Origin of the sequence: Mesorhizobium sp. M8A.F.Ca.ET.181.01.1.1, assembly GCF_004792025.1 — a bacterium.
Classification (GTDB): Bacteria; Pseudomonadota; Alphaproteobacteria; order Rhizobiales; family Rhizobiaceae; genus Mesorhizobium.
Window position 1 is genome coordinate 542,594 of record NZ_SRTV01000002.1, and the last position, 25,776, is coordinate 568,369.

At 63.3% G+C, this 25,776-nt stretch carries 28 protein-coding genes; 10 read left to right on the forward strand and 18 right to left on the reverse strand.

What is annotated here, in order from left to right; genetic code table 11:
- Nucleotides 1-56 precede the first annotated feature (56 nt).
- Nucleotides 57-1,187: a glycosyltransferase gene (locus EN824_RS11020; RefSeq protein ID WP_135932240.1), complete on the reverse strand. Its 1,131-nt coding sequence runs from the start codon at nucleotides 1,185-1,187 to the stop codon at nucleotides 57-59.
- A gap of 11 nt (nucleotides 1,188-1,198) precedes the next feature.
- Entirely contained in the window at nucleotides 1,199-1,762 is a 564-nt protein-coding gene (locus EN824_RS11025; protein ID WP_127279587.1) for a polysaccharide biosynthesis/export family protein, read from the reverse strand.
- Between the two features lie 255 nt (nucleotides 1,763-2,017).
- On the opposite strand from EN824_RS11025, the gene EN824_RS11030 reads away from it, so the two are divergent.
- Nucleotides 2,018-4,321, forward strand: a complete 2,304-nt coding sequence (locus EN824_RS11030) for a Wzz/FepE/Etk N-terminal domain-containing protein (RefSeq protein WP_135932241.1) — start codon at nucleotides 2,018-2,020, stop codon at nucleotides 4,319-4,321.
- 29 nt (nucleotides 4,322-4,350) lie between these two features.
- Here the strand turns inward: EN824_RS11030 and EN824_RS11035 are convergent, their stop codons facing one another.
- From EN824_RS11035 to EN824_RS11060, 6 genes are all read right to left on the reverse strand, one after another.
- On the reverse strand, nucleotides 4,351-5,187 hold the full coding sequence (locus EN824_RS11035) for a GNAT family N-acetyltransferase (RefSeq protein ID WP_135864065.1): 837 nt from the start codon (nucleotides 5,185-5,187) through the stop codon (nucleotides 4,351-4,353).
- Nucleotides 5,188-5,192: 5 nt separating this feature from the next.
- Nucleotides 5,193-5,939 (reverse strand): aspartate/glutamate racemase family protein, encoded by a 747-nt coding sequence (locus tag EN824_RS11040; RefSeq protein WP_167531239.1) that lies wholly within the window; start codon nucleotides 5,937-5,939, stop codon nucleotides 5,193-5,195.
- Between the two features lie 2 nt (nucleotides 5,940-5,941).
- Nucleotides 5,942-6,760, reverse strand: coding sequence for an ABC transporter permease (locus EN824_RS11045; RefSeq protein ID WP_135864069.1), 819 nt, complete (start codon nucleotides 6,758-6,760; stop codon nucleotides 5,942-5,944).
- Between the two features lies 1 nt (nucleotide 6,761).
- Nucleotides 6,762-7,673, reverse strand: a complete 912-nt coding sequence (locus EN824_RS11050) for an ABC transporter permease (RefSeq protein ID WP_135932242.1) — start codon at nucleotides 7,671-7,673, stop codon at nucleotides 6,762-6,764.
- 86 nt (nucleotides 7,674-7,759) lie between these two features.
- Nucleotides 7,760-9,049, reverse strand: a complete 1,290-nt coding sequence (locus EN824_RS11055) for a PotD/PotF family extracellular solute-binding protein (RefSeq protein ID WP_135864073.1) — start codon at nucleotides 9,047-9,049, stop codon at nucleotides 7,760-7,762.
- Between the two features lie 56 nt (nucleotides 9,050-9,105).
- Complete coding sequence (locus EN824_RS11060; protein ID WP_127869610.1) at nucleotides 9,106-10,191, reverse strand: ABC transporter ATP-binding protein; 1,086 nt, start codon at nucleotides 10,189-10,191, stop codon at nucleotides 9,106-9,108.
- A 264-nt stretch (nucleotides 10,192-10,455) separates the two neighbouring features.
- On the opposite strand from EN824_RS11060, the gene EN824_RS11065 reads away from it, so the two are divergent.
- Nucleotides 10,456-11,169, forward strand: coding sequence for a GntR family transcriptional regulator (locus tag EN824_RS11065; RefSeq protein WP_127869609.1), 714 nt, complete (start codon nucleotides 10,456-10,458; stop codon nucleotides 11,167-11,169).
- Nucleotides 11,170-11,172: 3 nt separating this feature from the next.
- On the opposite strand, the gene EN824_RS11070 is transcribed toward EN824_RS11065, so the two are convergent.
- Nucleotides 11,173-12,402 (reverse strand): GNAT family N-acetyltransferase, encoded by a 1,230-nt coding sequence (locus EN824_RS11070; RefSeq protein ID WP_135932243.1) that lies wholly within the window; start codon nucleotides 12,400-12,402, stop codon nucleotides 11,173-11,175.
- Between the two features lie 89 nt (nucleotides 12,403-12,491).
- Here EN824_RS11070 and EN824_RS11075 point away from each other — a divergent pair, with 89 nt between their 5' ends.
- Complete coding sequence (locus tag EN824_RS11075; protein ID WP_135928861.1) at nucleotides 12,492-13,550, forward strand: polysaccharide deacetylase family protein; 1,059 nt, start codon at nucleotides 12,492-12,494, stop codon at nucleotides 13,548-13,550.
- A 24-nt stretch (nucleotides 13,551-13,574) separates the two neighbouring features.
- Here the strand turns inward: EN824_RS11075 and EN824_RS11080 are convergent, their stop codons facing one another.
- Nucleotides 13,575-13,790 (reverse strand): DUF2842 domain-containing protein, encoded by a 216-nt coding sequence (locus tag EN824_RS11080; protein WP_135932244.1) that lies wholly within the window; start codon nucleotides 13,788-13,790, stop codon nucleotides 13,575-13,577.
- Nucleotides 13,791-13,943: 153 nt separating this feature from the next.
- On the opposite strand from EN824_RS11080, the gene EN824_RS11085 reads away from it, so the two are divergent.
- Nucleotides 13,944-15,035 (forward strand): COX15/CtaA family protein, encoded by a 1,092-nt coding sequence (locus tag EN824_RS11085; RefSeq protein WP_135915442.1) that lies wholly within the window; start codon nucleotides 13,944-13,946, stop codon nucleotides 15,033-15,035.
- Between the two features lie 10 nt (nucleotides 15,036-15,045).
- On the opposite strand, the gene EN824_RS35610 is transcribed toward EN824_RS11085, so the two are convergent.
- Genes EN824_RS35610 through speB form a run of 4 tightly spaced genes read right to left on the reverse strand, consistent with a single transcriptional unit; the run spans nucleotide 15,046 to nucleotide 17,995 of the window.
- The gene (locus tag EN824_RS35610) at nucleotides 15,046-15,195 is read right to left on the reverse strand and encodes a hypothetical protein (RefSeq protein ID WP_210236359.1); all 150 of its coding nucleotides are present in this window, start codon (nucleotides 15,193-15,195) and stop codon (nucleotides 15,046-15,048) included.
- On the reverse strand, nucleotides 15,192-16,034 hold the full coding sequence (locus EN824_RS11090; RefSeq protein ID WP_210236360.1) for an aminoglycoside phosphotransferase family protein: 843 nt from the start codon (nucleotides 16,032-16,034) through the stop codon (nucleotides 15,192-15,194). Before EN824_RS11090 ends, EN824_RS35610 begins: the two co-directional genes overlap by 4 nt.
- Nucleotides 16,031-16,957, reverse strand: a complete 927-nt coding sequence (gene argC, locus EN824_RS11095) for an N-acetyl-gamma-glutamyl-phosphate reductase (protein ID WP_135915443.1) — start codon at nucleotides 16,955-16,957, stop codon at nucleotides 16,031-16,033. Before argC ends, EN824_RS11090 begins: the two co-directional genes overlap by 4 nt.
- A gap of 30 nt (nucleotides 16,958-16,987) precedes the next feature.
- Complete coding sequence (gene speB / locus EN824_RS11100) at nucleotides 16,988-17,995, reverse strand: agmatinase (RefSeq protein WP_135915444.1); 1,008 nt, start codon at nucleotides 17,993-17,995, stop codon at nucleotides 16,988-16,990.
- Nucleotides 17,996-18,118: 123 nt separating this feature from the next.
- Between speB and EN824_RS11105 the strand changes: the two genes are divergently transcribed.
- Together EN824_RS11105 and EN824_RS11110 are read left to right on the forward strand one after the other, a co-directional pair.
- Nucleotides 18,119-19,327: an acyltransferase gene (locus tag EN824_RS11105; protein WP_135932246.1), complete on the forward strand. Its 1,209-nt coding sequence runs from the start codon at nucleotides 18,119-18,121 to the stop codon at nucleotides 19,325-19,327.
- 94 nt (nucleotides 19,328-19,421) lie between these two features.
- Nucleotides 19,422-20,480: a glycerophosphodiester phosphodiesterase family protein gene (locus EN824_RS11110; protein WP_135932247.1), complete on the forward strand. Its 1,059-nt coding sequence runs from the start codon at nucleotides 19,422-19,424 to the stop codon at nucleotides 20,478-20,480.
- A gap of 145 nt (nucleotides 20,481-20,625) precedes the next feature.
- Here the strand turns inward: EN824_RS11110 and rpsI are convergent, their stop codons facing one another.
- The 4 genes from rpsI to EN824_RS11130 form a co-directional block, all read right to left on the reverse strand.
- Nucleotides 20,626-21,108: a 30S ribosomal protein S9 gene (gene rpsI, locus EN824_RS11115; protein ID WP_135932248.1), complete on the reverse strand. Its 483-nt coding sequence runs from the start codon at nucleotides 21,106-21,108 to the stop codon at nucleotides 20,626-20,628.
- 1 nt (nucleotide 21,109) lies between these two features.
- Nucleotides 21,110-21,574 (reverse strand): 50S ribosomal protein L13, encoded by a 465-nt coding sequence (gene rplM, locus EN824_RS11120; RefSeq protein ID WP_010915638.1) that lies wholly within the window; start codon nucleotides 21,572-21,574, stop codon nucleotides 21,110-21,112.
- 260 nt (nucleotides 21,575-21,834) lie between these two features.
- Complete coding sequence (locus tag EN824_RS11125) at nucleotides 21,835-22,479, reverse strand: LysE family translocator (RefSeq protein ID WP_135864085.1); 645 nt, start codon at nucleotides 22,477-22,479, stop codon at nucleotides 21,835-21,837.
- Between the two features lie 59 nt (nucleotides 22,480-22,538).
- Nucleotides 22,539-22,988 carry a PaaI family thioesterase gene (locus tag EN824_RS11130; RefSeq protein ID WP_135932249.1) on the reverse strand — a complete coding sequence of 150 codons (450 nt, stop codon included), beginning with the start codon at nucleotides 22,986-22,988 and terminating at the stop codon, nucleotides 22,539-22,541.
- A gap of 153 nt (nucleotides 22,989-23,141) precedes the next feature.
- Between EN824_RS11130 and EN824_RS11135 the strand changes: the two genes are divergently transcribed.
- From EN824_RS11135 to EN824_RS11150, 4 genes are read left to right on the forward strand one after another with little or no spacing between them, the layout of a single operon-like run.
- Nucleotides 23,142-23,966: an enoyl-CoA hydratase gene (locus EN824_RS11135; RefSeq protein WP_135932250.1), complete on the forward strand. Its 825-nt coding sequence runs from the start codon at nucleotides 23,142-23,144 to the stop codon at nucleotides 23,964-23,966.
- 9 nt (nucleotides 23,967-23,975) lie between these two features.
- Nucleotides 23,976-24,398, forward strand: coding sequence for a VOC family protein (locus EN824_RS11140; RefSeq protein ID WP_135932251.1), 423 nt, complete (start codon nucleotides 23,976-23,978; stop codon nucleotides 24,396-24,398).
- Nucleotides 24,398-25,180, forward strand: coding sequence for an AAA family ATPase (locus tag EN824_RS11145; RefSeq protein WP_135932252.1), 783 nt, complete (start codon nucleotides 24,398-24,400; stop codon nucleotides 25,178-25,180). Before EN824_RS11140 ends, EN824_RS11145 begins: the two co-directional genes overlap by 1 nt.
- The gene (locus tag EN824_RS11150; protein ID WP_135932253.1) at nucleotides 25,177-25,698 is read left to right on the forward strand and encodes a CoA-binding protein; all 522 of its coding nucleotides are present in this window, start codon (nucleotides 25,177-25,179) and stop codon (nucleotides 25,696-25,698) included. Before EN824_RS11145 ends, EN824_RS11150 begins: the two co-directional genes overlap by 4 nt.
- The last annotated feature ends 78 nt before the right edge of the window (nucleotides 25,699-25,776 follow it).

Here is a 25,776-nt window from a genome sequence, read left to right on the forward strand (position 1 = left end):
GCAAAAGAGAGCTAAGAAACCCTTGAAACAACCCATGGCTTTGGAAGAGCTTGGGACTAGTTTGCCAGCGCGGCGAAATACGCCTTCTCGATTTCGGCGGCCATGACGTCGGCGCCGAAGCGCGCCCTGAGCGTGGATTCATCGGGCATCAATTTGCGATAGGCGGCGAGGTCGCCCAGCGCCTGGCTCATCTTATCGGCGAGTTCGGCCGCATCCGGCCGGATCAGGGCGGGGGAGCCTGAACCGAAAATCTCCGGTATGCCGCCGACCGAGGTCGCAATCATTGGTCTTGCCGCGGCAAGTGCCTCCAGCGCGGTATAGGGCATGGCCTCGGCACGCGAGGGAACGACGACGAGCGCCGCCAGGACAAAGGCCTCCCGGGCCGGCATAGGCGGCAGGAAGCGGACATTGCCTTCAAGCCCCAGGCGCTTCACCTGCTCGTGGTAGCGGGGCAGGTCGTCCCCATCGCCGACCATCACGGCACTCGGTGCTCGGCCAAGCCGGGAAGCGACGGCGGCCAGCGCATCGATGAAGATATCTGGGCCCTTGAGGTCCCGCATCATGCCGATATAGAGGAAATCAGCCGCATCGGACCCGGCGGTAACCGTCTCGAATTCGGTGGCGCGAAGTCCATTGTAGACCAGCGTGTTCGGGATCGGCGGCTCGCCTACCTTCCTGCGATAGGTCCGCCGCTCGTAGTCGGAGACGAACAGCAGGCTGTCGGTGAAGCGCGCCATGAGATACTCGAGCGCAAAGAACAGCTTTCCGGTGGCTGTGTTCTCGTCATAGTGGAGAGAGCCGCCATGCGGCGAATAGAGGCGGGCTACGCGAGACCTTGATACCCGCAACAATGAGCCGAACAGACGGGCATAGACGCCACCCTTGGCGCCGTGCCCGTGCAGCACGTCCGGCCGCAATTCCTTGATGATCCTGTAGGTGCGCCGCGCCGAGGTCACGTCGCCCGGGCCGACATGGCGCTGCATTGGCGTGCGATGGATGCCGAGCGCCAGCGTGCCCTTCATCTGCTCGAACAGGCGCTCCTCGAGTTCGCCGCCGGTGGTGGAGTCGCAAACGATGCCGACCATGTGGCCGGCGGCGACCTGCGCTTCCGTCAGGTCGCGCACGTGCCGGAAAATTCCTCCGACGGGTGAGCGAAAGCAGTGGACGATCCTGAGCTTGCCCGCCACGAGGTGTCTGTTCAGAACAGGCGTTCGCGGACGTAGACGGTATCTCCCGGCAGCAGCGGATCGGAAGTGACCACGCGGCCGGTTATCACCTTGCCGTTGATGTCGCGGGTGATGTCGACGCTCTCCTGGTTGGCACGTGGCGTGAAGCCGCCGGCGATGGCGATGGCCTTCTGCACAGTCAGGCCGGGCACATAGGAATACTGGCCGGCGGCGCCCACTTCGCCCATGACGAAGATCGGACGGTAACGATCGATCTCGACCGAGACATCGGGGTCGCGCAGATAGCCCTGCCGCAGTTTGTCGGCGATCTCCTTTTCCATCTGCTGCGCGGTGTGGCCACGTGCCGGAATGGCGCCGACCAGTGGGAAGGAGATGTAGCCGGACTGGTCGACGCTATAGCTATTGGTCAGGCCCTCCTGCTCGAACACGGTGACGCGAACACGGTCGCCGGCGCCGAGACGATACGGCTGGTCGAGGACCTCGTGAAAGGCGGCCGGCGTCGGCCGATAGCTGGAGCAGCCCGCGAGCATCGACACGGCAAGCAGTGCGCGAAAGAGGGAAGCAGTGCTTTTCATGACCGGACAGGTACCTTCGACTGGCCGCTGCGGCGTCGCAGCAAACATCTGGGATCGGGTCCGTTATCATCCTGTTAGGGTTAATGGCCGGTAAAGGAGTGCGCCGATAGCCGTTCTTACGGGCAGGTTTTGCGATTTTATCGATTTTTTCGATCGCCCGCCAGTAAACCCTAATGGAAGCTTACCGTGATCTTAACGGCTGAGTTACCATAGTTGTTTACGGTGCGTCCCGACCCAGTTTCGGAGTAGGGATGCATGTCCGTTCAGTCCGCGGCCGCAGACGTCGACGTTGATCTCAGGCAGCTCTTCGCCAGCCTGGGGCGGAACTGGCTGCGGATTCTGGTCTTCGTTCTCGTGGTGACGGGACTTGCCTTCGCGGCCGCGTCGTTCGCGACCCGGCACTACAAGGCCCAGACCCAGGTGGAGATCGCCCCGCGAGAATCCGTCTACACGCGGCCCGCCAGCAGCAACCCGGACAGCGACAAGCCGATCCTCGATGAGCAAGGCGTTGCCACCCAGGTCCAGATAATTTCGTCCAACGAAATCCTCAAGCAGGTCGCCCAGAAACTCGGCCTGTCGCGATTGTCTGAGTTCGACGAGACGATCAACATGTCGTCCCTGAGCCGTGTGCTGATCCTGCTTGGCCTGAAGAACGACCCGATGGATGTTCCGGCCGACGAACGCGTGCTGAAGAAAATGCGCGAGAAGCTCAACGTCTACGGCGTTGAAAAGACTCGCATCATTGCCATCGAGTTCTCTTCGGAGGATCCGAAGCTTGCCGCCGCCATCCCGGATGCCATTGCCGCGGCTTATATTGCGGGGCAGGGCGCGGCCAAGAGCGAATCGAACACCGCCGCCGCGGACTTCCTGGCACCCGAGATCGCCGACCTGTCCAAGCAGGTCAGGGATGCCGAAGCCAAGGTCGCGGCTTACCGCGCCCAGTCGGACCTCCTGATGGGCGGTAACAATTCCACCTTGGCCACCCAGCAATTGGCCGAGTTGTCGACCGAGTTGTCGCGGGTGCGAGCCAACCGCGCCGCGGCCGAAGGCACGGCCGAGAGCGTGCGCAAGGCACTGCAAAATGGCGGATCGCTGGATTCACTGCCGGAAGTGCTGTCTTCCGATCTGATCCAGCGTTTGCGGGAACGGCAGGTCGAACTGCGCGCTAACATCGCCGATCTGTCGACGACGCTGCTCGACAATCATCCACGTATTCGCGCGGCCAAATCACAGCTGGCCGATCTCGATGCGCAGATCCGCAGCGAAGCCCAGAAGATCATGAAGGGCCTGGCGATGCAGGCCGATGCCGCCAAGTCGCGCGAAAACCAACTCGTCGCCGACGTCAACACGCTCAAGGCTGCTTCGGCACAGGCCGGCGAACAGCAGGTCGGTCTCGACGCGCTGCAGCGCGATGCCGCCGCCAAGCGCCAGCAACTCGAACTTTACCTGACCAATTATCGCGAGGCGGCGTCGCGTCAGGATCGCAACTATGTTCCGGTCGACGCTCGCATCGCCTCGCCGGCCTCGGTCCCCTCCGAACCGTACTTCCCCAAGGTCGGGCCGATCGTCGGCGCTGCCGCGGCGGCTTCCCTTCTGCTGGCGGCGGTGTTCACGCTGCTGCGGGAACTTTTCTCGGGCCGCGCCGTGCGCCCGGCAAGCGGCGCGCGGCTTGAACCGATCGACGAGGTGGCAATGTCGCCAGCCGCTTATCAGGAGCCATCCAACCGCCTGGAGCCGGCGATCGCCGACGAATTCGCCAATCGCGCCTCCGAGGCATCACGGCCCGAAACGGTCGCGCAAACACCGGCGCAGCCGCAACCTGCCGCCGAGGTCGAGCCTGTCGCCAAAGCGGAGCCTGCCGCCGAGCCTGAATCCTTGGCGAAACCTGAACCCGTGGCCAAACCTGAACCTATGGCCGAGCCTGAACCCGTCGTGGAGGTTCGGCGACCGCGCTCCGTGCTCGGCGAGATCGACGTCGAGAAGGCCGCCGAGAAGCTGATCGCCAGCGGGGCGGCGCGCGCCATATTCGTTTCCCCCGAGGGCGACGAAGCGGCGGCGTCGGCGATCCTGGTGGCGCGCGAGGTTTCCGATGCCGGCCTGCGCGTCCTGCTGCTCGACCTCACGGCCTCGGGGGCTGCCTCGCGGCCGATGCTGGACAGCGGGCTTTTCCCCGGCATCACCAATCTGCTGGCGTCGCAGGCGCAGTTCAGCGACGTGATCCATGCCGACCTCTATTCCGACTGCCATGTCATCCCGGTGGGCACCGCCGATCCGGTGCGTGCCATGCGTGCCGCCGACCGGCTGCCGATCATCATGCAGTCGCTGACGACAGCCTATGATCTGGTGGTGGTCGAGTGCGGGCCGGCCGATGCGCAAGGCATCAGCCGTCTGGGCGGGGAGGCCACCGAGGTGTTCCTGTCGATGCTGGAGGCCGACGACGAGGTGACGCAGGCCGCGGTCAAGCTGATCGAGAGCGGCTATCCCGACCTGACGCTGGTGACGCCGCTCGGCCACGAGCCGCCAGGCAATCCGGTGCCAGGGCGGCGTTCAGCAGCCTGAAAGAGCCGCCGCTCAAAGGCACGCCTGGCCTATCCCAGTTCCAGCGTCGTCACGCCGAATATCCTGTTGGCGTCAAGCCTCGGCGGCGGGCCTTTGTACATGCGCGTGGTGGTGAAGGTCGGTGAGAAGCCTGCCGCCACCAGCGCCGCGATGAAGTCCACCTTGCTGGCCGGAACGTCGATGTGAAGGTCGCCTCCTTCGCAGGCGCCTGCCAGGTCTTCGAGCAATCCCAGTGCGGTCTGCATGTCGTCGGCGAAGAGCGGGCCGATCTTGAAGCCGCTGCGGCAGGATCGCGCTACCGCGTAGCCGGCCGTTCCCCGTGGCCCGATCGCTGCCACCGCGCGGTGCGGCGGCAGCAGCCATCGCTGCAGGAAAGAATGGCGGGAGGCGGGAAAGCAGAGCGCGTCATATCTCATGATGTCGGGCACCAATTGCGCGGTCACCATGCGAGGCCGTTTGGCGCCGATGGTCAGGGCCGCAGGGCGCCCGCTGTAACGGATGGTCTCGTAGAGCGGCCTGAACCCTTTGCTCTCGTAGTTGGCTCGTTGCTCTTCGACGCCATCGAGCCCGATGGTGCGCCCGGCCAGCCTGTTCATGCCCGCGGTCCATGCCGCCTTGCCGTAACCCTTGCCGCGCATATCCGGCCGGCAGATGTAGAGACCGACGAAACCAAAATCGTGCCCATAGGCCACGGCCGAGATCCCGGCGACCATTTCGCCGCCGGCAAAGGCGCCGATGAAACCCATGGGATCCGCTGCCTGAAACATCGCCGCATCGTCAACGCCAGGGTTCCAGCCCTCCGCGGCCGCCCAGTCGATGAGGTCAGCCAATTCTCCCAGCGACAGCGGGCGGGTGATCGGTTTCATGGTGCTTACTCGGCAGCGACTGCTCCTGGAGAGAACGATTTCAGCATACCACGATAGGGTTTGGCGAGCGGGGTCGCATAAGCACCGCGCTTCGATGTCGCGAGGCCAAGAGCCACCAGGGCCTCGGCTTGCTTCAAAGCGGCTCCGACGCCGTCAACGACAGGCAGACCGAACTCGCTCTGCAACCTGTGGGCAAGATCCGCCATGCCGGCGCAGCCAAGCACGATGGCCTCGGCGCGATCCTCCTCCACGGCCCGGGCGATCTCATCGCGCAGCTTGCCAACCGCTCCCGATGCCGGGTCATCGAGTGCCAGCACCGGAATATCGGCGGCTCGCACGCGCGCCCGACCCGACATGCCATAGCGTTGCACCAACCCCTCGACAGGCACACGCGAGCGTTCGGTGGTGGTTACGACAGTGAAACGCTGGGCAATGAAGCAGGCCATGCTGAGGGCTGCCTCGCAAATGCCGATGACGGGAATGGCGGCCATGGCCCTGGCGGCATCAAGCCCGGTGTCGTCGAAGCAGGCAATGATCGCGGCCTGCGCCCCGGCACGTTCGCCGGCGGCGATTTCCATTAGCAGGCCGGGCACCGCCAGTGCCTCGTCATAATAACCTTCGATCGAGGCCGGCCCCATGGACGACGTGACGGCGACGATTTCGGTCCAGACACCGGCGACACTGCGCGCGGCGGCCGCGATCGTCTCGGTCATGCTCGCCGTCGTGTTGGGATTTACCACCAGTATCCGCACGATCACGCCCTGGTCCGGCGGCGGCCGACATAGAGGATGGCGCCTAACGTTGCGACGATCACCAGGAAGGAAAACACGGTGGTCACCGTGCCCAGCGCGTAGAGCACCGGCGTGGTGACATTGGTGGTCATGCCGTAGATCTCGAGTGGCAGTGTGTTGAAGGTTCCCGAGGTCATCAGTGTGCGGGCGAACTCATCGTAGGACAGCGTGAAGCCGAACAGGCCTACGCCGATCAGGCTTGGCGCGATCATCGGCAGCACGACATGGGCGAAGGTCTGCCAGGACGAGGCGCCAAGGTCGCGAGCGGCTTCCTCATAGGCAGGCGAGAAGCGGTTGAAGACGGCGAACATGATGAGCACGCCGAACGGCAAGGTCCAGGTCAAATGCGCGCCGAAGGCTGACGTATACCAGGCTGGTCGGAAGCCGATCTGCTGAAAGACGACGCCGATGCCCAGCGAAATGATGATCGAGGGTACCACAAGGCTGGCGACCGCCAGGTAGAACAAAGCGGTGGCGCCGCGAAATTTCTGGCGGAAGGCCAGCCCGGCCAGCAGCGAGACGACGACAGTGACGATCATCACCATAAGGCCGAGAACCAGCGAGCGCTTGAAGCTGCCGCCGAAATCGCCGACCGCCTGACGCTCGAACAGATTGGCGAACCAGTGCAGTGATACGCCGTTGAGCGGAAAGGTGAGGCCGCCGGTCGCGCCCTGGAAGGAGAGAATCAGGATCGCCGACAGCGGGCCGTAGAGGAACAGCACGAACAGCGCGAAGAACACCGCCAGCGCGTAGAATTCAAGAGTGCGTTTTTCGTGGTTCACGTCACAGTTCCCTGCGGATGTCGACGATGCGCAGGATGCCGGCGACCATCAAGAGCACCAGCACCAGCAGCACCACGGCGTTGGCGGCGGCGGCTGGATATTGCAGCAGCGACATCTGGTTCTTCATCATCAGCGCGACGGATGCGCTCTGGCCGCCCGACATCACCTGCACGGTGGAGAAATCGGCCATTACCAGGGTGACGACGAAGATGGTGCCGATCGCCATGCCGGGTTTGGCCAGCGGGATGATGACGTTCCACAGCACTTGCCAGCCCGAAGCGCCGGCATCGCGCGCGGCCTCGACCAGCGAACGGTCGATGCGCATCAGCGTGTTGAAGATCGGCGTCACCATGAACAGCGTGTAGAGGTGGACCATGGCCAGCACGACCGCGAATTCCGAATAGAGCAGCCATTCGATGGGCTTCGGCACCAGCCCGAGATGCACGAGCGTCGAGTTGATCAGCCCGTTGCGGCCGAGCACTGGTATCCACGAGATCATGCGAATGATGTTCGAGGTCAGGAACGGCACCGTGCAGACCAGGAACAGCACCATCTGCATGGCGGTCGTTCGAATGTGGAAGGCGAGGAAATAAGCGACCCAGAAGCCGATGAACAGGGTCAGCCCCCAGACGATGAATGCGAATTTGATGGTGTTGAGATAGGTTTTCCAGGTGACCCAGGAGCCGAGAACGTCGGAATAATTGGTGGTGAGAAAGTCCGGGTACATTGTGGCGAAGTCGTAGTCCCAGAACGACACGACGACGATCATGATGATGGGCAGCAGCAAGAACGCGCCGAGGATCAGCGCCAGAGGTGCCGACTGCAGATAGGGCGCGACGGCGCCGATGGAGAACCGGCGTCGTCGGGCTGGTTTCGCGGCGGCGATTGCGGGGCGTTCGAGCGCGACTGTCATCAATGCTCTCGGGTTTGGCGATACGGCCGGGCCGCGTTCCCCTTCTCCAGCCAGGGAGAAGGGGTAGAGGAGGGCGCTTGTTCCCTTTACGCCGCGATGAACTCGTTCCAGCGCTTCACCATGTAGCGATCCTCGTCCATGACCGAGTTCCAGCAGGCGACCTTGCCCATGCGCTCTTCGAAGGAGCCGCCGTCACGCACGGCGCCGGCCTTTTCCATGACGGTGCCGTCGGGCGCCTTGATCTCGCCCTTGGCCGGCTTGCCTTCGATCCAGTAGCCCCACTCGTCCTCGGACATGAACTTCTTGGCCGAGACCATGTTGGCCGAGTAGTAGCCCTGGCGGTTGAGATAGCCGCCGACCCAGCCGGACGTGTACCAGTTGATGTATTCATAGGCGGCGTCGAGCTCGGCGCCCTTGAGATGGGCGGCGAGGCCAAGGCCGCCGCCCCATGAGCGGTAGCCTTCCTTGAGCGGCTGGAAGCGGCAGGGAATGCCCTTGGAGCGCACGGCGGCCACCGCCGGCGACCACATGGATTGGATCACCACCTCGCCCGACGCCATCAGATTGACGCTCTCGTCGAAGGATTTCCAGAAGGCGCGGAACTGGCCGGCTTGCTTGGCCTTGATCAGGAAGTCGATCGTCTTGTCGATCTCGTCCTTGGTCATGTTACCCTTGTCGGCATATTTGATGTTGCCGGTAGCTTCCATGATCATCGCAGCGTCCATGATGCCGATGGACGGGATGTTGAGGATCGCGGTCTTGCCCTTGAAGGCCGGGTCCATGATGTCGGCCCAGGTGGTGATGTCGCGGCCAACGAGGTCGGGGCGGATGCCCAGCGTGTCGGCGTTGTAGATGGTCGGCACCATGGTGAACCAGTTGGTCGGTGCCTTGGCGAAGGTCTTGCTGTCTTGCGCCTCGACGAAGCCGACCGTGTGCGGCGCCGTGCCTTGGGCAATGACGCTGTCGGGCGTCAGCTTGCCGGTCTTGAACAGCGGCACCAGTTCGTCGTAATATTTCAGCTTGCTGACATCCATCGGCTGCAGCACGCCGCTCGGGAACACCTTCTTGCAGATCCAGTATTCGATGTCGGCGATGTCGTAGCTGTCGGGCTGGGTCACGGCGCGCTGGGCGGCGGCATCGGAATCGGTCGCGGTCATCTCCAGCGTGATGCCGAGATCGGCCTTGCACTTGTCGGCGATGGCATTGAGGTTCGACACGCCGGTACCGAACTGGCGTAGCGTGATGTTGGACTGCGCCCAGATGGTCGGAAAGCCTGTGATGACGCCGGAACCGGCGGCGAAGCCGACGGCAGCAGCCCCCGTCTTCAGCAGCGAGCGGCGCGAAATTCCCGGTTTTGTTTCAGTCGTCTTTGTCATGTTCATTCCCCTGTCTTGTTTTGGTTTGGTCATTGAGTGTTGAATGAAGGCGGTCATCAATTGAGACGGCCAAGAACGACCGCGTCCTGCCGGTCCCAGGCGAGCGGCACGGCGTCGCCGACGGCGACAGGCTTTGCGAAGAAATCCGAATCGTCGACGATCACCGTGAAGTCATCGATGCCGGCGCCGTTGACCGACAACTTTACCGAATGGCCGCGATATTCGACGTTGGAAACGATGCCGGTGAAGCCGAGGCCGGGCGCAGGCGCGTCGCCGATGCGCACATGATCGGTGCGGATGGCGATATCGATCGGCGCGCCCGGCTCTCGACCGTGACCGCAGGCGGCGAGCGAGCCGCCGCCATTGACGTCGAAGACGACCATGCCGTCATGCTCGCCGGTGACCCGGCCGGACATGACATTGTGGTCGCCCATGAAGCGCGCGACGAAGGCCGTGGCCGGCCGTTCGAAGACGTCGCGCGGAGGCGCCGCCTGTTCGATACGGCCCTCATTCATCACCACGATCAGGTCCGCCAAGGCCATGGCCTCCTCCTGGCTGTGGGTGACGTGGACGAAGGTGATGCCGAGCGAGGTCTGCAGTTTCTTTAGCTCGGCGCGCATGCGGATCTTCAGGAACGGGTCGAGCGCCGACAGCGGCTCGTCGAGCAGCAGCGCTTCCGGATCGGTGATCAAAGCCCGGGCGAGCGCCACGCGCTGCTGCTGGCCGCCGGAAAGCTGCGCGGGCCGGCGCGTCGCATAGGCCTCCATCTGCATCAGCTTCAGCATGTCGAGCGCCTTGGCACGGCGCTGTTCCTTGTCGACGCCCTTCATCTTCAGGCTGAAAGCGACATTGTCGACGAGATCCAGATGCGGGAACAGTGCATAGGATTGGAACATCATTGCCGTGCCGCGTTTTGCCGGCGGCAGGTCGGTGACAACAATGTTGCCGAGCCGTACGTCGCCTGACGAGATGCTTTCGTGACCGGCGATCATGCGCAGCGTCGAGGTCTTGCCGCAGCCGGAAGGGCCGAGCAGGCAGCAATAGGTGCCCGCCGGTATCTTCAGGCTGATGTCCTCGACGGCGGTCGTCGTTCCATAGACTTTCGAAACGGACACGATGTCGATCTCGGCGGCTTTGGACATTCAGGCTTCCCCGTTTGGTGCATTAACCAAAGCATCATGCGTGCCAACCTGGGGATGTGGGGCCAAGCGTTTGAATCGTTTAAAGAAATCAGGCTTCTTGCCGGTTGCCTGCCTTCGAGGCTACTTTGTGCATTGCACAAATTATGAGCTATCGCGCGCGATCTGCACAAAAATCGTATGCAATCTTTTTCGACTTCGTGTTCACTTTGCCTCTCGTGCACGAGCGAGGACTCGCGTTAGAAGAGGGCGGGAACCATCATCGCCATGAACATCACCGATCAGGTCTATTCCGCCGCAGACAGCGCCAACCAGGATCGCGCCCAGGCGATTCGCGACAGTCTGCGCGACGCCATAGTCGACCGGAGGCTGGCGCCGGGAACCAAGCTGTCGGAAGGCGAGGTCGGCACGCTGTTCGATGTGTCGCGCACCGTCGCTCGCGCGGCGCTGCAGATGCTGTCTTTCGAAGGGCTGGTGCGAACCGAGCGCAATCGAGGCGCCTTCGTTGCCAATCCATCGCCCGAGGAAGCGCGCCAGGTGTTCGCCTCGCGCCGGCTGATCGAGCCGGGCATTGCCACTGCCGCCTGCGAGCGGGTCACATCAGCCGATATTGTCGCCTTCAGGGCGCAACTCGACGAGGAGGGCCGCTTCATCGCCGAGCGCGGTCCGACGGCGCGGCGTTCCGAAATCAAGGCGTCCGGCGATTTCCATCTGTTGCTCGCCTCGGTCGCCGGCAATGCCATCCTGCAGCGCTTCATGGAGGAACTGGTTGCGCGCTCGTCGCTTGTCATTGCGCTTTACGGACGGTCTGGCGTATCGGCCTGCGGCCACACGGAGCACACGGGTATTGTCGGTGCGCTGGAAAGCCGCGACTCCGGGCTGGTGAGCCGCTTGATGCTGCACCACATCGACCACATCGAGGCTGATCTCGATCTCCGCGTCAGGGCAGGCCCAGCGCTCCGCGAGGCTCTCAATTTCTGAGGTCTAGTGTTCGTCTTCGGTGGGAAGGGGGGGCGTCTGTCCGGCTGCCTTGCGGCGCAGCATCTTGGCTAGCTTCCAGATCGTCGGGCTGTTCTTGACAAAGGCCTTCAGCCGCGCGCCCTGGCGAAGTGCCTGTCCCAGCGCACGGCCCTTGAGCGTCAGCGGAACCAGGACCTCGAAATGCTGCGTTTCGATATCGCACCACAGCCGCTTGTAGGGCTCGTCTCCGACGGAGAAATCATAGACCGCGAACCCGGTCTGGCAGGCGTTCTGGATGTTGTCGAAGAACAGGAAGTCGCCCGGGCTGGTGTTGGCGAGTTCATCCTCGGCGATCGCCCCGAACTCGCAGATCAGGCGCCGGCCCGAGCGGCTCGATCCGGTGACGGCGCGCAACTTGCCGGCGACCTCCAGCCCATGCAGCACGAAGCAAGGCTTGTCCTCGGCAAGCGCTTGCGTAAACAGCCCCCGGAAGAAGGCGCGTGTCCGGTCGTCACCGAAGACGTTGGCAATGCCCATCTTGCGGAAGCGCTGTTCCTTCATCTCGAAGAACGCGTCGAGCAGCCTCTCCACCTCGTCGGCGCTGCGCGCCTCGATGCGCCGGTGGCTGCCGACGGCCTCGAACTTGCGCGTCTGCGAACGATGCTTCTTGCGTTTGCGCTTGCCGCTGGCACGCAGCAGCAGCGCATCGAATCCACCGCTGAGGTCGACGGCCAACGAAAGATTGGGGCTGGCGAAATGATCGAGCGATGCCAGCGGATTGGCAATGCCGTCGAGATCGGGCAGCAATCTTTCCAGCGCGATGAGATCAATATCGGGCCGGGACCCGGCGATCGCCGCGAGCATTGAGCGGATGGCTGTGATGTCGCCGCTCGCCAGCCATTGCGGTTCGGCGGCGGCGAAATTGCCATTGGCGTGGCGGCCGCCCATGAACTGGGCGACCCGCAACGGGCCGCGCTTGACCACCTCCAGCGCCACTGCGAAAGCCGGCCTGCCCTCCAGTTCGAGCGTGGCGATGAGCAGATCGGGCTTGACCTCGGCGGCCCAGGTCAAGACCCATGCCGCACTTTGCGCCGGCGCATAGAGTGCCGAACGACAGAACGCCGCATACGCCGCGAGTCCTTCGGCGGCGGCAACTGAAACCGACAGCCCCGCGGTATGCCCGGGCAGTGCGCGTGATGAAGCCTGGATCGCCGCGAGCCGCTTGCCATCAAATGACGCGGTTGCGTCAACCATACCTCAATCCTTAAGGCGTACTGATCCCGATTTGGGGGGCGCTCGGGCGTATTCCGTGCTTGGATAGCCTAGGCGCAAAAGGTGAATGAATGATCGACGGTGGGGAGGCAATCCGGAAACTGGCGCTCAACGTCGCCCGCTATACCGGCCTCGCACCGCTGGCCAGGCCGTTTGTCGGCGGCATCGGCGCCATCCTGATGCTGCACCGCGTGACGGCGACACCCGAAAAGCCCGACAGCGTCAACCGGCACCTCAACATCGCGCCCAGTTTCCTCGATGCCGTGATCGCCGACATGAGAGCGGACGGCTATGCCTTCGTCTCGATGGACGAAGCCGTGGAGCGCATCAAGGCAGGCGGCAAGGGCGGCCGGTTCGCCACCATCACCGCCGACGATGCCTATCGCGACAACATGACCGAGGCCTTGCCGGTGCTGGAGAAGCATGGCGCGCCGCTCACCATCTATGTCGCTCCAGGGCTGATCGATGGCACCGCCCACCTTTGGTGGGATGTGGTCGAGGATATCGTCAATGCCTGCGATCGCCTGACCCTGACCACACCGAACGGCCCGACCGTGATCGATTGCGCGACCCCCGTCAGGAAACATCAGGCCATCGCCCGCCTGCATGCCTATTTTACCACCGAGGTCGGCGAGGAGGACCTGCGGAGCGTGCTGCGCGATCTGGCCGCTTCGAATGGGGTCGACGCGGACGCCCCACGCCTGCGCACGCTGATGAACTGGGATGAGATCCGTACCGTCGCCGCACATCCGCTGGTGACGATGGGCGCCCATACGGTCAACCACAGCAATCTGAAGCGGCTTTCCGAGGCCGATGCGCGGCGCGAGATCGGCGCCGTCAACGACATGCTGCGAACTGAGCTTGGCGAGGAACCCCGCCATTTCGCCTATCCCTACGGCTACGCCAGCGCCGTCGGTTGCCGCGAAGTGGGCTTTGCGCGCGACGCCGGCTATGCTTCCGCCGTGACCACCCGCCACGGCGTGCTGCGCGCCGAACATTCCGGTTTCCTGCATGCCCTGCCGCGCATTTCGGTCAATGGCCGCTACCAGAGCCTGCACCATATCCGCACTATGCTGTCGGGCGTGACGACGCCGCTCGCCAACGCCGGCAAGATGCTCGTCACGATCTGACGGACTGCCCGGTCCGGGCTGGGCTCAGCGCTTGGCCCTCGGCTCCAGCATCAGCCATTTGATGATGCCCATCGCCGGCAGCACCCAGAGCAGACCGCTGAAGAGGAAGAACAGGAATTGCACCAGCGCGCCCGACTCCGACAGGCGGGCGACCGCGAAGATCGACGCGACCAGCGCGTAGATGATGACCAGCGCCAAAAGCAGGAACATTCCGATAAGCTTTTTCAGTCGAATGGGCATGGCTTGGCCTCGTTGATGGCTACCGCTTAGGCCGAACGCGGGACGCGCGCAACCTACCACATCAGGCGCGACGGCGTGCCGCGCTGCGCGGTCTTGCCAGCAGGAGTGCGATGGTTCACCAATCCGCGACATTCAACCTGCCGGGATATAGCCATGGCCGCCATCACCGCCGCCGCGCCCTATCAGGCCCGCGACCGCGACCTGCACAACCGGGTACTCGTGCGCGGCTGGCTGTACGTCGTGCTCCTGGTGCTGTTCGCGCTGGTGCTGGTTGGCGGCGCCACGCGGTTGACCGAATCCGGCCTGTCGATCACCGAATGGCAGCCGATCCATGGCGTCATCCCGCCGCTCAACGACGCCGAGTGGCAGGAGGAATTCCAACGCTACCAGCAGATCCCGCAATACACAGAGCTCAACAAGGGCATGGGCATCGAGGCGTTCAAGTCGATCTTCTGGTGGGAATGGGCGCATCGCCTGCTCGCGCGCAGTGTCGGCCTGGTCTTTGCCTTGCCGCTTCTGGTCTTCTGGGCGACGCGCCGCATCGAGCGCGGCCTTGGACCGAAGCTGGTCGGCATTCTGCTTCTCGGCGGGCTGCAGGGGGCCATCGGCTGGTGGATGGTGGCCTCCGGCCTGGTCGACCGCGTGTCGGTGAGCCAGTACAGGCTCGCCACGCACTTGACGCTGGCGGCCCTGATCTTCACCGCGACCATGGTTGTCGCGCGGGGTCTTGCTCCTCACTCCGAGCCTGCGGCCGATCGCTCGACGCAGAGATTGGCCGGTTTCATTGTGCTTCTGGCGCTGATCCAGATTTATCTTGGCGGTCTGGTCGCCGGTCTTGACGCCGGCATGAGCTACAACACCTGGCCGCTGATGGACGGCAGGATCATTCCAGGCGATCTGCTCATCCTCGATCCGGTGTGGCGCAACGTCTTCGAGAACCCGAAGACGGTGCAGTTCATCCACCGGCTCGGCGCCTATACGGTCTTCGCGGTCGCGCTCTGGCACATGATCGCCACGCGTCGGCGGCTGCCAGGCTCGACGCATGCGCGACGCGCGACGCTGTTGTTCGTTCTGGTATTGGTGCAGGCTTCGATCGGTATCGGCACGCTGCTGATGCAGGTGCCCCTGCATATGGCACTGACCCATCAGGCGTTTGCGCTTGTTGTGCTGGGCTTTGCCGCCGCCCATTGGCGCGGCACCAAAGGCGCCTATCCCTTGCCCAACGAGATTGCCGTCGGACGCTGAGCGCGGCCGATCACATCCAGAATTCGTTGGACTGCGTCGTCTTCTCGCCGTCGAATTCCGCCTGACGCAATGCGGCGGCGGATGGCGTCGACTGGCGCTGAGCGGCCTTGGCAGCCTTGTCGGCGTCCGCGGCGGTTACCACAGCTGTCTCGGAGGTCAAAAATGCGCCCGCACTGAGCGGATCGCCGCGGCAATAGACAGTTCGCGGTTCTCCTCGACCGCATTGTCGTCCTCATGGTGCCAGGCCGCGGACAGGCAACCATAGGCGATGGCATGATCCAGTATCGCTGCCGGTGATTGTCCCAGCGCCCGGGCAAAGACCTCGGCCATATCTGCGATCCGCTCCGGGGCGAGGCAAAGTGCATCGCGGTCGAGCGGGTTGTAGAACATGTTGGCGGCATCGAAACCGGGATCACCGAGCACGCCTTTGGGATCGATCACCAACCAGCCGCGCGGTCCCCGCAGGATGTTTTCGTGATGCAGATCGCCATGCAGCGGCCTGATGTCATGCGGATTGGCCAGCAACCGGTCCGCGATGGCGCCGGCCTCGACATAGAGGCTGTCATCGCCGATGACGCGATCGGTTGCGGCTTTCTTGAAAAGACTGGCGAACCGCTCCCCGAGCGGCTGAAGTTCGGGTGGGTAGGGGTGATCAGATGGCGAAAACAATTTCGCCATCATATCCGCCGCGATGGCGGTCGCTGCATTGTCGCCTTGTTCGTCGAGAACCTGCGATAGAAGTGTGTCCCCGCCATATTCGAGCAGCATGGAATGGCCGTCACGGCCGAGAAGCCGCACCGCGCCTTCGCCGCGCCGCCAGGCAAGGAAATGCTCGCCGCGCAACTCGTCGGCAACGTCGTCGAACGGCTTCAGCGCCTTCACGATCGCCGGTGAGCCGTCCTCGCGCCGCACCTTCCAGATGCGGCTCGAGAATGTTTCGGCAATGAGTTCGGGTTCGCTGACTTGCCAGCGCGCTGGAAAGGCCGGTGCGTCCATCACAGGCCGAGCATCAGGTCCATGTTCTGGACGGCCGCGCCCGAGGCGCCCTTGCCGAGATTGTCGTAGACCGCCAGCAGCAGCGCCTGGGCTCTGCTGTCGTTGGCAAAGACATAGACCCTCATGCGGTTGGTGCCGTTATAGATCTCCGGATCGATGTCCGGCACGCGCTCCAGATGCGCATAGGGCGCCACCTCGACCACACCGCCCTTGATCGCGGCGAAATGGTCCGAAATGGCGGCGTGAAGTTCGGCACCCGTCGGCACGCGTTCGAGGCCGCCGAGCTGCAACGGCACCACCGTGATCATGCCTTGGGCGAAATTGCCCACCGCCGGCTGCATGATCGGATCATGCGACAGCTTCGCATAGGCCTTCAATTCCGGCACGTGCTTGTGCTGCAGGGTCAGGCCATAGGGCAGGAACTCCGAGGCGTCCTCGCCCTTGGCGACATAGTCCTCGATCATCGGGCGCCCGCCGCCCGAATAACCCGTGATCCCGTTGACGGCGATCGGGAAATTGGCCGGCAGCAGGCCTGCGGTGACCAGCGGCCTGAGCGTCGCGATCGGTCCCTGCGGCCAGCAGCCGGGATTGGCGACGCGCTTGGCCGTGGCGATCTTCTTCGCCTGCTCCTTGTCCAGTTCGGCGAAGCCATATTCCCAGCCTTCGGCCACGCGATGCGCGGTCGACGCATCGATCACCTTGGTGGTGTCGTTGGTGATCAGCGAGACGCTTTCCCTGGCTGCATCGTCGGGCAGGCACAGGATGGCGATATCGGCGGCGTTGAGGAATTCGGCGCGCGCGGTCGTTTCCTTGCGACGCTCGACCGGAATGGAAATGATCTCCAGATCGCCGCGCTCGGCAAGCAGCGCCCGGATCTGGAGGCCGGTGGTGCCGTGCTCGCCGTCGATGAAGATTTTCGGTTTCATTGCCTGATCAAATTCCCTGATATACCAAGACTATATGCCGTTGCCATGATTGACCGCGGCGCCGTTGTGGTTGCCGTTGTTCAGCTCCTCGAGCCGTGCCTTTCGCTCGGCCAGCAGGCCGAGATACTGCATGGCCACCATCGAGCCGGCGATCGCCGTTATATCGGCGTGATCATAGGCCGGCGCAACCTCCACGACATCGGCGCCGACGATATCGACCTGGTTGAGCTGACGCAGCGTCGACAGGATCTTCGCCGAGGACGGGCCGCCCGAAACTGGCGTGCCGGTTCCAGGCGCATAGGCCGGATCGAGGCAGTCGATGTCGAAGGTCAGATAGGTCTTCTTGCCGCCGGTGCGATCGACGATGGCGTAGGCGATGTCGGAGGCGCGCATCTCCTCGATCTCATGGCCATAGAGGATCTTGATGCCGAACGTGTCGGGCGCGTGGGTGCGGATGCCGATCTGGATCGAGCGGTCGGGATCGATGATGCCTTCCTTGACCGCTCGGCCGACAAAGGACCCGTGGTCGATGCGCTTGCCGTCATCGGGCCATGTGTCCTGGTGGGCGTCGAACTGCACCAAGGCCAGCGGTCCGTGGATGGCGGCATGCGCCTTGAGCAGCGGCCAGGTGACGAAATGGTCGCCGCCGAGCGTCAGCAGGAAGACGCCCGATTTCAGGATCTTGGCCGCTTCGCGCTCGATTGTGCCGGGCGTCTTCTGATGGTTGCCCGAGTCGAGCAGGCAGTCGCCATAATCGACCACGGCGAGGTGCTCGAACAGATCGCGCGAAAACGGGTATTGCGGGTCGTTGTCGAGGATCGCCGAGGCGCGGCGGATCGCCTGCGGCCCGAACCGGGCGCCCGGCCGGTTGGTGACGGCGGCGTCGAAGGGAATGCCCCACACCACCGCATCCGCGCCCTTCACGTCCTTGGTGTATTTGCGCCGCATGAAAGACAGCGCGCCCGAATAGGTCGGCTCAAGGGCGCCACCCGTTTTGGAGCGGGCGGTGAAGGCATGGTCGATGTTCTTGGTCGCCATTACGGGTCCTCGTTTTCATCGGGGTGCAACAACTACAGAACCGGCATGGAAGATGCCAGTCACAGCTTGGGGAGACGAAACCGCGCCGCCCGGGCGCCACGGCAAGACAGGATTTGTATCATCATGACGCAGACCGCGTTTCTTAATCCGTCGGATGCCGTGGTGTCGACCCACGCCGGCACGATCGCCGGCGATCGCTTCCAGGTTCTCGATTCGTGGCGCGGCATCTGCGCGTTGCTGGTGGCGCTGTTTCATTTCCCAACCGCATCAGTGATCTCGCAGAGCAGCTTTATCGGTTCGTCCTATCTTTTCGTCGACTTCTTCTTCGTCCTTTCCGGCTTCGTCATCGCCTCCAGCTATGCCGATCGGCTGGGCCGGCCGGAAGAGGTCGCCCGCTTTGCGCTGGTCCGTTTCGGCCGCATTTATCCGCTGCATCTGGTCATGCTTGCCGCCTTTGCCGCCTTCGAGCTGTTGCGGTTGGTGCTGCCGCAACTGCATGGCACGGGGGCTGCTCCCTTCACTGGCGGCTCCGACCTCAAGAGCCTGGCTGCCAATCTCCTTTTGCTGCAAGGTGTCGGCTTCGAGGATCGGTTGACGTGGAATGCGCCAAGCTGGAGCATCTCGGCCGAGTTTTTCGCCTATCTCCTGTTTGCCGGCGTGGTCTTCATCGCAGGCGCACGCGCCTGGATATGGTTTGTCGCCGCCGCCGTTACCGCGCCGCTGTTCCTGCTCGGCTTCTCCACGCATCATATGGACGTGTCCTACGATTTCGGCTTCATCCGCTGCCTTTACGGCTTCTCGCTCGGCGCGCTGCTGGCCTGGTTTCAGCATGATTCCATTGCAGGGGCGCGACAGGTTCTGGTCGCAAACGGCCCGCGGGTGAGCTGGACTCTTGCCGAAATCATCATGGTGGCCGTCATCGTTCTCTTTGTCTCGCTGGCGGGTGACAACGACGCCGGCATCGCAGCGCCGCTGGTGTTCGCCCTGGCGTTGTTTCTCTTCGCCCATGAAGGCGGCTGGATCAGCGCGTTGCTCAGGACGCCGTTCATGCTGACGCTCGGCGCGCTGTCCTATTCGATCTATATGGTCCACATCTTTGTCCAGGCGCGCCTGATCAATGTCGCCGGGCTCGTCGAGCGCAAACTCGGCCTCGGCTTGATCGGCGATATCGTGCTGCGGGGCGGTCCCGCGACCGGTTTTGGGCCCGGCTGGACAGGGACAGTAGCGATCGTCGTCATGCTCGCCGCCACCATCGCCATGTCGTGGATCACGTGGCGCCTGGTCGAAATGCCTGCAATGGCCTGGTTCCGCAGGCTGTCGAAGCGCATCTGACCCGCATCGCCGGCCAAACGCTAGCCGGCTTCGTTCACCTGGATGTCACCGAGGTCGCCTATCCCCGGCTCGATCCGGCAAGGAGCGATTCTCGATGCGGACGATCTGGCTGAGCCTTCTGCTTTCCACCGCGCTGGCGGCCGTCTCCGGCCAGGCCTTGGCCGGCGAAGCACGCGCCAGGCAGATCCTCGACCGCTTCGAACATGCCAACCAGTGGCGCGACCATGTCATGGTGGCCGCGCACAGGGCCGGCAGCATGCAGTCCGGCAAGACGCTCCATGCGGAAAATTCGCTCGCGGCCGTCGAAGGCTCGATCGCGATCGGCGCCGAAATCGTCGAGGTCGACATCAGGCGCTCGAAGGACGGCGAGCTCATCGTCATGCATGACAGCCGGCTCGACCGCACGACGACCTGCAAGGGCGAAGTCATCAACTACACGCTGGCCGAACTGAAGAGATGCCGGCTGGTGATCGAGGGCACCCATGCTGTCACCAACGAGACCGTCTCGACATTGCGCGAGATGCTGATGACGACTAGGGACAGAATCCTCATCAATCTCGACAACAAGCTCGAAGTCGGCGACCTCCCGGGCATGATCGCGGTGGCTCGCGATCTCGGCATGGCCGAGCAGGTCATCGTCAAGGAAAACCTTTGGAACCAGAACAGGATCAGCACGGTGAAAGCCGCCATGGCCGCGGCCGGCGGTGGCTTCCAGTTCATGCCGATCATCGCCGATGACGCCGTGCATGATGCCGGCTTCGCCTCGACGGTCGACCACGCTTTCGCGCCGGGCGCGATCGAGTTGATCAACTGGCGGGCGGGCGCCGAGACGTTGACCGAAACCGGCGGGCCGCTGTTCAGCACGCGTATGCGCGCCGAGGCGGTGAGGGGCGATTGGCATATTTGGGCCGACACCTATGCCATCGTCAACAAGCCGGGCGGCTTCCTCGCCGGCGGCCGCGGCGACGAACTGGCGGTCCAGGCCAGCTCGCCGCGCGAAGCCTGGGGCTTCTGGGCCGATCGCGGCGCCACCATCATCCAGACCGACGAGCCGAAGGCGGCGATCGCCTGGCTGGCGGCGAACGGCTATCGTGTGCCTTATGCCGACGAGAAGCGGCCGGCCGAACCGACGCATACGGCCAGCATCAATTAGGGCTGAAGCTGCCGATCTCCCTCTCGTGACTGTTGCCCGGCAGGTCGGAGGGGCGCCGTCCCACAACCTGTCGATCACTGAAATCCGCGGCCCGAAAAACAAAGGCCGCCCGGAGGCGGCCTTTGATATCGGAAATTCGAAACGCTTAGCGCTTCGAGAACTGGAAGGAGCGACGGGCCTTGGCCTTGCCGTACTTCTTGCGCTCGACGACGCGGCTGTCGCGGGTCAGGAAGCCACCCTTCTTGAGCACGGCACGCAGCGCCGGCGCGTAGTAGGTCAGCGCCTTGGAGATGCCGTGACGAACGGCACCGGCCTGGCCGGAGAGGCCGCCACCGACGACGGTGGCGACAATGTCGTACTGGCCCGAACGGTTGGACGCGATGATCGGCTGGTTGAGGATCATCTGCAGGACCGGACGCGCGAAATAGGTCGCGAATTCCTTGTCGTTGACGACGATCTTGCCGGAACCCGGCTTCACCCAGACGCGCGCGATGGCGTTCTTGCGCTTGCCGGTGGCATAGGCGCGGCCCGACTTGTCGAGCTTCTGGACATGGACGGGGGCCGCGGCCTGGGTGTTCGTGTTCCCGGTGGCGGCGCCCAGTTCTGCGAGCGAGGAAAGCTCAGCCATCTTATGCGACCTTCTTGTTCTTGGAATTCAGCTTGGCCACGTCGAGGACTTCTGGCTGCTGGGCGACATGCGGATGCTCCGCGCCTGCATAGACGCGCAGGTTCTTCATCTGGCGACGGCCGAGCGGGCCACGCGGAACCATGCGCTCAACGGCCTTCTCGACGACACGCTCGGGGAAACGGCCCTCGAGCAGCTGGCGCGCGGTGCGCTCCTTGATGCCGCCGGGGTGGCCGGTGTGCCAGTAATAGACCTTGTCGGTGAACTTCTTGCCGGTGAACACCACCTTGTCGGCATTGATGACGATGACATTGTCGCCGTCGTCGACATGCGGGGTGAAGGTCGGCTTGTGCTTGCCGCGAAGATGATTGGCGATGACAGTGGCAAGACGGCCGACGACGAGACCCTCGGCGTCGATCAGGATCCACTTCTTCACCACATCCGCAGGCTTCTGCGAAAAGGTTGTCATGTTTTCTGCTCTCGGTTTTGACCTTCACGGGGAAGGCGTTTCTTGTTGCTTGGATTGGCGAAAGACGCTTGTCATCAGCCAATAACAAAACGGCGGCCTTTGCGGGCCGCTGCTTCGTGAGGGCTTATAGGCGAGGGCGGTGGGTGCGTCAAGTATCGGTGGTGATTGAAGATCCGGAAAAACCTTTTAATTTCAAAGAGTAGATGAAACGGTATTATTTTACCTCACTAGCACGCTCGATTTGATAGCTTATATCCCGCTCACCGCCGCCCGCTCACGGCGGCAAGGAGGAGCCTGATGCCGATGGCGACCATCAGGGCTCCGCTCAGCCTTTGCTGCCAAATAAGGAGCGAGCTTCGGCGCGCCAGCCAGTCGCCGATCGCGCCGGAGGTCAGCGCGACAGCGCCGAGAACGACCATTCCCGTCATCTTCATGGTCGCGCCGAGAACGATGAACTGAAGCGCAGGTGACCCGGCCGACGGGTGAACGAATTGCGGCAGAACCGCAAGCATGAAAGCGAGCGTCGTCGGGTTGGTGAGGTTGCAGACCAAGCCCTGCCGGAAAGCGGCCGGTATGCTGCTCTTGGTGGCAAAGACGCCGCCATCTTCGCCCTGCCGGCGCGCCAACAGGAATTTGATACCGATGGCGATCAGATAGACCGCGCCGACGACCTGAAGGATGGAGTAGAGAGATGGCGAGGACGTGACTAGCGAGGCCAGTCCCATTGCGAGCAACGGAATCTGGACGACGCCGGCCGATACACATCCCGCCGCAGTCGACAGGGCATGGCGCCAGCCTTGCCCCACGCCGCGGCTGATCACCAGCATCATGTCGGGACCGACGCCCGAAAGTTGATAGGTGAGCACGGCAGCGAGGAACGCAAGGTAGGTTGTCACGTCGGGCATGCGGCAGAACGATCTAGTCGGCCGGGCGTTCCACGCAAAGCACGAACCGGCCTGGCAGCTTATCCCCGCTTCGGCGGGATCGAATAGGTGCCTGTCGCATGCGCCACTGTCTGTCCATCGGGGCCGGCGACGATGTCGATATCGAACACCATCAGGCTCTTTCCTAGCTTCAGGATGCGGCAATGCCCGTAGATCGGCCCGGCCTCCGCCTTGCGCACGAAGTTGATGTTGAGGTTGGTGGTGACCGAGAGCGCATCCGGCCCTGCATGGCTGAGCACGCAGACATAACCGCCAATATCGGCCAGCGTGAACAGCGCGGGGCCGGACACCGTGCCGCCGGGGCGCAAATGCCGCTCGCCGGCATTGAGCCGCACGATACAGCCGCCGGGAAACACGTCGATCGCCTCATAGGCGGCGGAACTCTCATTGAGTTGCGGAAAGACGCTCTCCATCAACACGTTGATCTGCACTGCGGTCAGCACCGGCTTGAGATTGGTCTGGGCGGGCATGTCGGTCTCTCGTTCTGCGCATGCTTGTATGGGCGCAGCCGGGCGTTTCTGGCAACATATACATCGCCCTGGCGCAAGCGATGGGTGTTGGACGAAACCCGAACCGATATTAGATACTCTGCCAACACGATCGGAGTCGCGGAGACCTTAGCCATGGCCGAAATCCTTGCCATCAAGCCTGCTGCCGCCGAAGAGGGCCCGGTCACGACAAGGCTGGACAAGGGCGTGTTGCGCCTGACGCTTGCCAATCCGCCCGCCAACGCCTTGTCGCTGGCGGTCATGGCGGCGCTGACGGCGGAACTCGACCGCGCCAGGGCCGACAAGGCCGTTCGTGTCATCGTACTCTCGGCGGCCGGCAAGGTGTTCTGCGCCGGCCATGACCTCAAGGAAATGACCGCGCGGCGCGCCGACGCCGATCGCGGCAAGGCCTTCTTCGAAGAGACCTTTGCCGCTTGCGCCACGCTGATGCAGACGATCGTGCGCCACCCCCTGCCTGTCGTCGCCGAGGTGGATGGCCTGGCGACAGCCGCCGGCCTGCAACTGGTCGCGAGCTGCGACCTGGCCATCGCCTCGCATGAGGCGACCTTCTGCACGCCGGGCGTCAACATCGGCCTGTTCTGTTCGACGCCGATGGTGGCGCTGTCGCGCAACGTCTCGCGCAAGCAGGCGATGGAGATGCTGTTGACCGGTGAGACGATCGATGCGGCAACGGCCAAGGAATTCGGCCTCGTCAACCGCGTCGTGCCGCGTGAGTACCTGAATCAGATTGTCACCAAATACGCGCAAACCATTGCGTCCAAATCGTCCTTGGTCGTGAAGACCGGCAAGGAAGCCTTTTACGCGCAGGCCGAAATGGGGCTGGCGGATGCCTATGCCTATACCGGGCGCGTCATGGTCGAGAACATGCTGGCGAGGGACGCGGAAGAGGGCATCGGCGCCTTCATCGGCAAGCGCAAGCCGGAATGGACGGACGAATAGGACGGGAGCATGGAACCGCGCATCTCCATCATCACCGTTGCCACCGACGATCTCGACCGCGCTGTGCGTTTCTACCAGGCGATGGGCCTGAAACGTCATGCCGGGATCACCGATGGTGTCGCCTTCTTCCAGATGGGCGGCGCCATTCTGGGCCTGTTCCCGCGCGCCAGCGCCGAGGAGGATTCCGGCATTGTCTTCGCCAAGGCGCCGTCAGCGGTCTACCTCGCCTACAACACCCGTTCCGACGCCGAGGTCGACGAAGTCCTGGCCATGGCTGAACAGGCCGGCGGCAAGATCGTCAAGCCGGCCGGCCGCGCCTTCTGGGGCGGCTGGTACGGCTATTTCGCCGATGCCGATGGACATGTCTGGGAAGTCGCGCACAATCCTGCCTTTCCGATCGCGGAAGATGGCACGATTTCGCTGCCTGGCTGATGGCTTATCGCAAGCAGCTGACACGACTCAAGGCACCGTATCTCAAGCGCGTTCTGCTCGACCCCGGGCGAGTGGTTGACTGGGAAAAATATCCCTGGAACCTGCCGCTGTTTCGCGGCCACGAGTTCGAGCTCCAATTCACCACGCCCATCACCATCATCGTCGGTGAGAACGGCACCGGCAAATCCACGCTGCTCGAGGCGATTGGCGCGCTGGCAGGCTATGACGAGGCAGGTGGCGGCAAGGGCTACCGCCCGGTCGACCATTCCAGCGCCATCGACAAGAGCGGCGCCGCCCTGGCGGACACATTCCGGGGCCACTGGCTGCCAAAAGTCACTGCTGGCTGGTTCTTTCGCGCCGAATCCTTCTATTCCGTCGCCCGCTATCTCGATCAGGCGGCGCTGGAAGACCCTTTCAAGCCGCCGCCGCCGGATTTCTTGTCATGGTCACACGGCGAAGGCTTCATCCGCTTCTTCGAGGAGCGCTGCCGCAGGCAAGGCATCTACATACTCGACGAGCCTGAAAGCGCGCTCTCGCCGTCCCGCCAGATCGAACTGCTCAAGATGCTGCGGCGCATGGACCAGTCGGGCACCGCGCAAGTGATCATGGCGACGCACTCGCCGCTGCTGATGGCCTGTCCCGGCGCGCGGCTGTTCCGCATCAGCAGGTTCGGGCTTGAGCCCGCCGACTTTCGCGATACGGACCATTTCCGCATGCTGCGCGATTTCAGCAATGACCCGGATGGTTTTCTCGCTGAGGCGTTGTATGAGGACGAGGCATGAATCACGATAGTTACGACAACACCTATATCGGCGGCATCCTCAATTCGGTGAAGACCATCGCCATGGTCGGGGCGTCGGCCAATGACGTCAGGCCGAGCTATTTCGTGTTGAAATACCTGCTGGCCAAGGGTTTTTCGGTGTTCCCGATCAATCCCGGCCAGGCCGGCAAGGAAATCCTCGGCCGAATGACCTATGCCAGGCTGGCCGACATTCCAGAGCCGATCGACATGGTCGACATCTTTCGCGCGCCATCGGCTGTGCCGGGCATTGTGGAAGAGGTCTTGCAGCTCGATCCGTTGCCCAAAGTCGTCTGGATGCAGCTTGGAGTGCGTCATGACGAGGCGGCCGCACGCGCGGAGGCAGCCGGAATCAAGGTGGTGATGAACCGCTGCCCCAAGATCGAATATGGCAAGCTCTCCGGCGAGATCGGCTGGACCGGGGTCAATTCCGGGGTGCTGTCGTCGAAGAAGCCGCTGATGCGCCAGGGCTTCCAGAGTTTCGGTGTGCGCCAGAAATAGGCGACAGGCAAAAGCGCAAAATTATTCCGGCAAAAGCCGTATTTCCCTTCGGCTTGGTCGAAGGTCCCACGCCAAAGG

Bases quoted from the DNA above. Each gene is read 5' to 3' on its own strand.
- EN824_RS11025 (WP_127279587.1), bottom strand. From the start codon at position 1,762: ATGAAAAGCACTGCTTCCCTCTTTCGCGCACTGCTTGCCGTGTCGATG.
- EN824_RS11030 (WP_135932241.1), top strand. From the start codon at position 2,018: ATGTCCGTTCAGTCCGCGGCCGCAGACGTCGACGTTGATCTCAGGCAG.
- EN824_RS11035 (WP_135864065.1), bottom strand. From the start codon at position 5,187: ATGAAACCGATCACCCGCCCGCTGTCGCTGGGAGAATTGGCTGACCTC.
- EN824_RS11050 (WP_135932242.1), bottom strand. From the start codon at position 7,673: ATGACAGTCGCGCTCGAACGCCCCGCAATCGCCGCCGCGAAACCAGCC.
- EN824_RS11055 (WP_135864073.1), bottom strand. From the start codon at position 9,049: ATGACAAAGACGACTGAAACAAAACCGGGAATTTCGCGCCGCTCGCTG.
- EN824_RS11060 (WP_127869610.1), bottom strand. From the start codon at position 10,191: ATGTCCAAAGCCGCCGAGATCGACATCGTGTCCGTTTCGAAAGTCTAT.
- EN824_RS11065 (WP_127869609.1), top strand. From the start codon at position 10,456: ATGAACATCACCGATCAGGTCTATTCCGCCGCAGACAGCGCCAACCAG.
- EN824_RS11070 (WP_135932243.1), bottom strand. From the start codon at position 12,402: ATGGTTGACGCAACCGCGTCATTTGATGGCAAGCGGCTCGCGGCGATC.
- EN824_RS11075 (WP_135928861.1), top strand. From the start codon at position 12,492: ATGATCGACGGTGGGGAGGCAATCCGGAAACTGGCGCTCAACGTCGCC.
- EN824_RS11080 (WP_135932244.1), bottom strand. From the start codon at position 13,790: ATGCCCATTCGACTGAAAAAGCTTATCGGAATGTTCCTGCTTTTGGCG.
- EN824_RS11085 (WP_135915442.1), top strand. From the start codon at position 13,944: ATGGCCGCCATCACCGCCGCCGCGCCCTATCAGGCCCGCGACCGCGAC.
- argC (WP_135915443.1), bottom strand. From the start codon at position 16,957: ATGAAACCGAAAATCTTCATCGACGGCGAGCACGGCACCACCGGCCTC.
- speB (WP_135915444.1), bottom strand. From the start codon at position 17,995: ATGGCGACCAAGAACATCGACCATGCCTTCACCGCCCGCTCCAAAACG.
- EN824_RS11105 (WP_135932246.1), top strand. From the start codon at position 18,119: ATGACGCAGACCGCGTTTCTTAATCCGTCGGATGCCGTGGTGTCGACC.
- EN824_RS11110 (WP_135932247.1), top strand. From the start codon at position 19,422: ATGCGGACGATCTGGCTGAGCCTTCTGCTTTCCACCGCGCTGGCGGCC.
- rpsI (WP_135932248.1), bottom strand. From the start codon at position 21,108: ATGGCTGAGCTTTCCTCGCTCGCAGAACTGGGCGCCGCCACCGGGAAC.
- rplM (WP_010915638.1), bottom strand. From the start codon at position 21,574: ATGACAACCTTTTCGCAGAAGCCTGCGGATGTGGTGAAGAAGTGGATC.
- EN824_RS11125 (WP_135864085.1), bottom strand. From the start codon at position 22,479: ATGCCCGACGTGACAACCTACCTTGCGTTCCTCGCTGCCGTGCTCACC.
- EN824_RS11130 (WP_135932249.1), bottom strand. From the start codon at position 22,988: ATGCCCGCCCAGACCAATCTCAAGCCGGTGCTGACCGCAGTGCAGATC.
- EN824_RS11135 (WP_135932250.1), top strand. From the start codon at position 23,142: ATGGCCGAAATCCTTGCCATCAAGCCTGCTGCCGCCGAAGAGGGCCCG.
- EN824_RS11140 (WP_135932251.1), top strand. From the start codon at position 23,976: ATGGAACCGCGCATCTCCATCATCACCGTTGCCACCGACGATCTCGAC.
- EN824_RS11145 (WP_135932252.1), top strand. From the start codon at position 24,398: ATGGCTTATCGCAAGCAGCTGACACGACTCAAGGCACCGTATCTCAAG.
- EN824_RS11150 (WP_135932253.1), top strand. From the start codon at position 25,177: ATGAATCACGATAGTTACGACAACACCTATATCGGCGGCATCCTCAAT.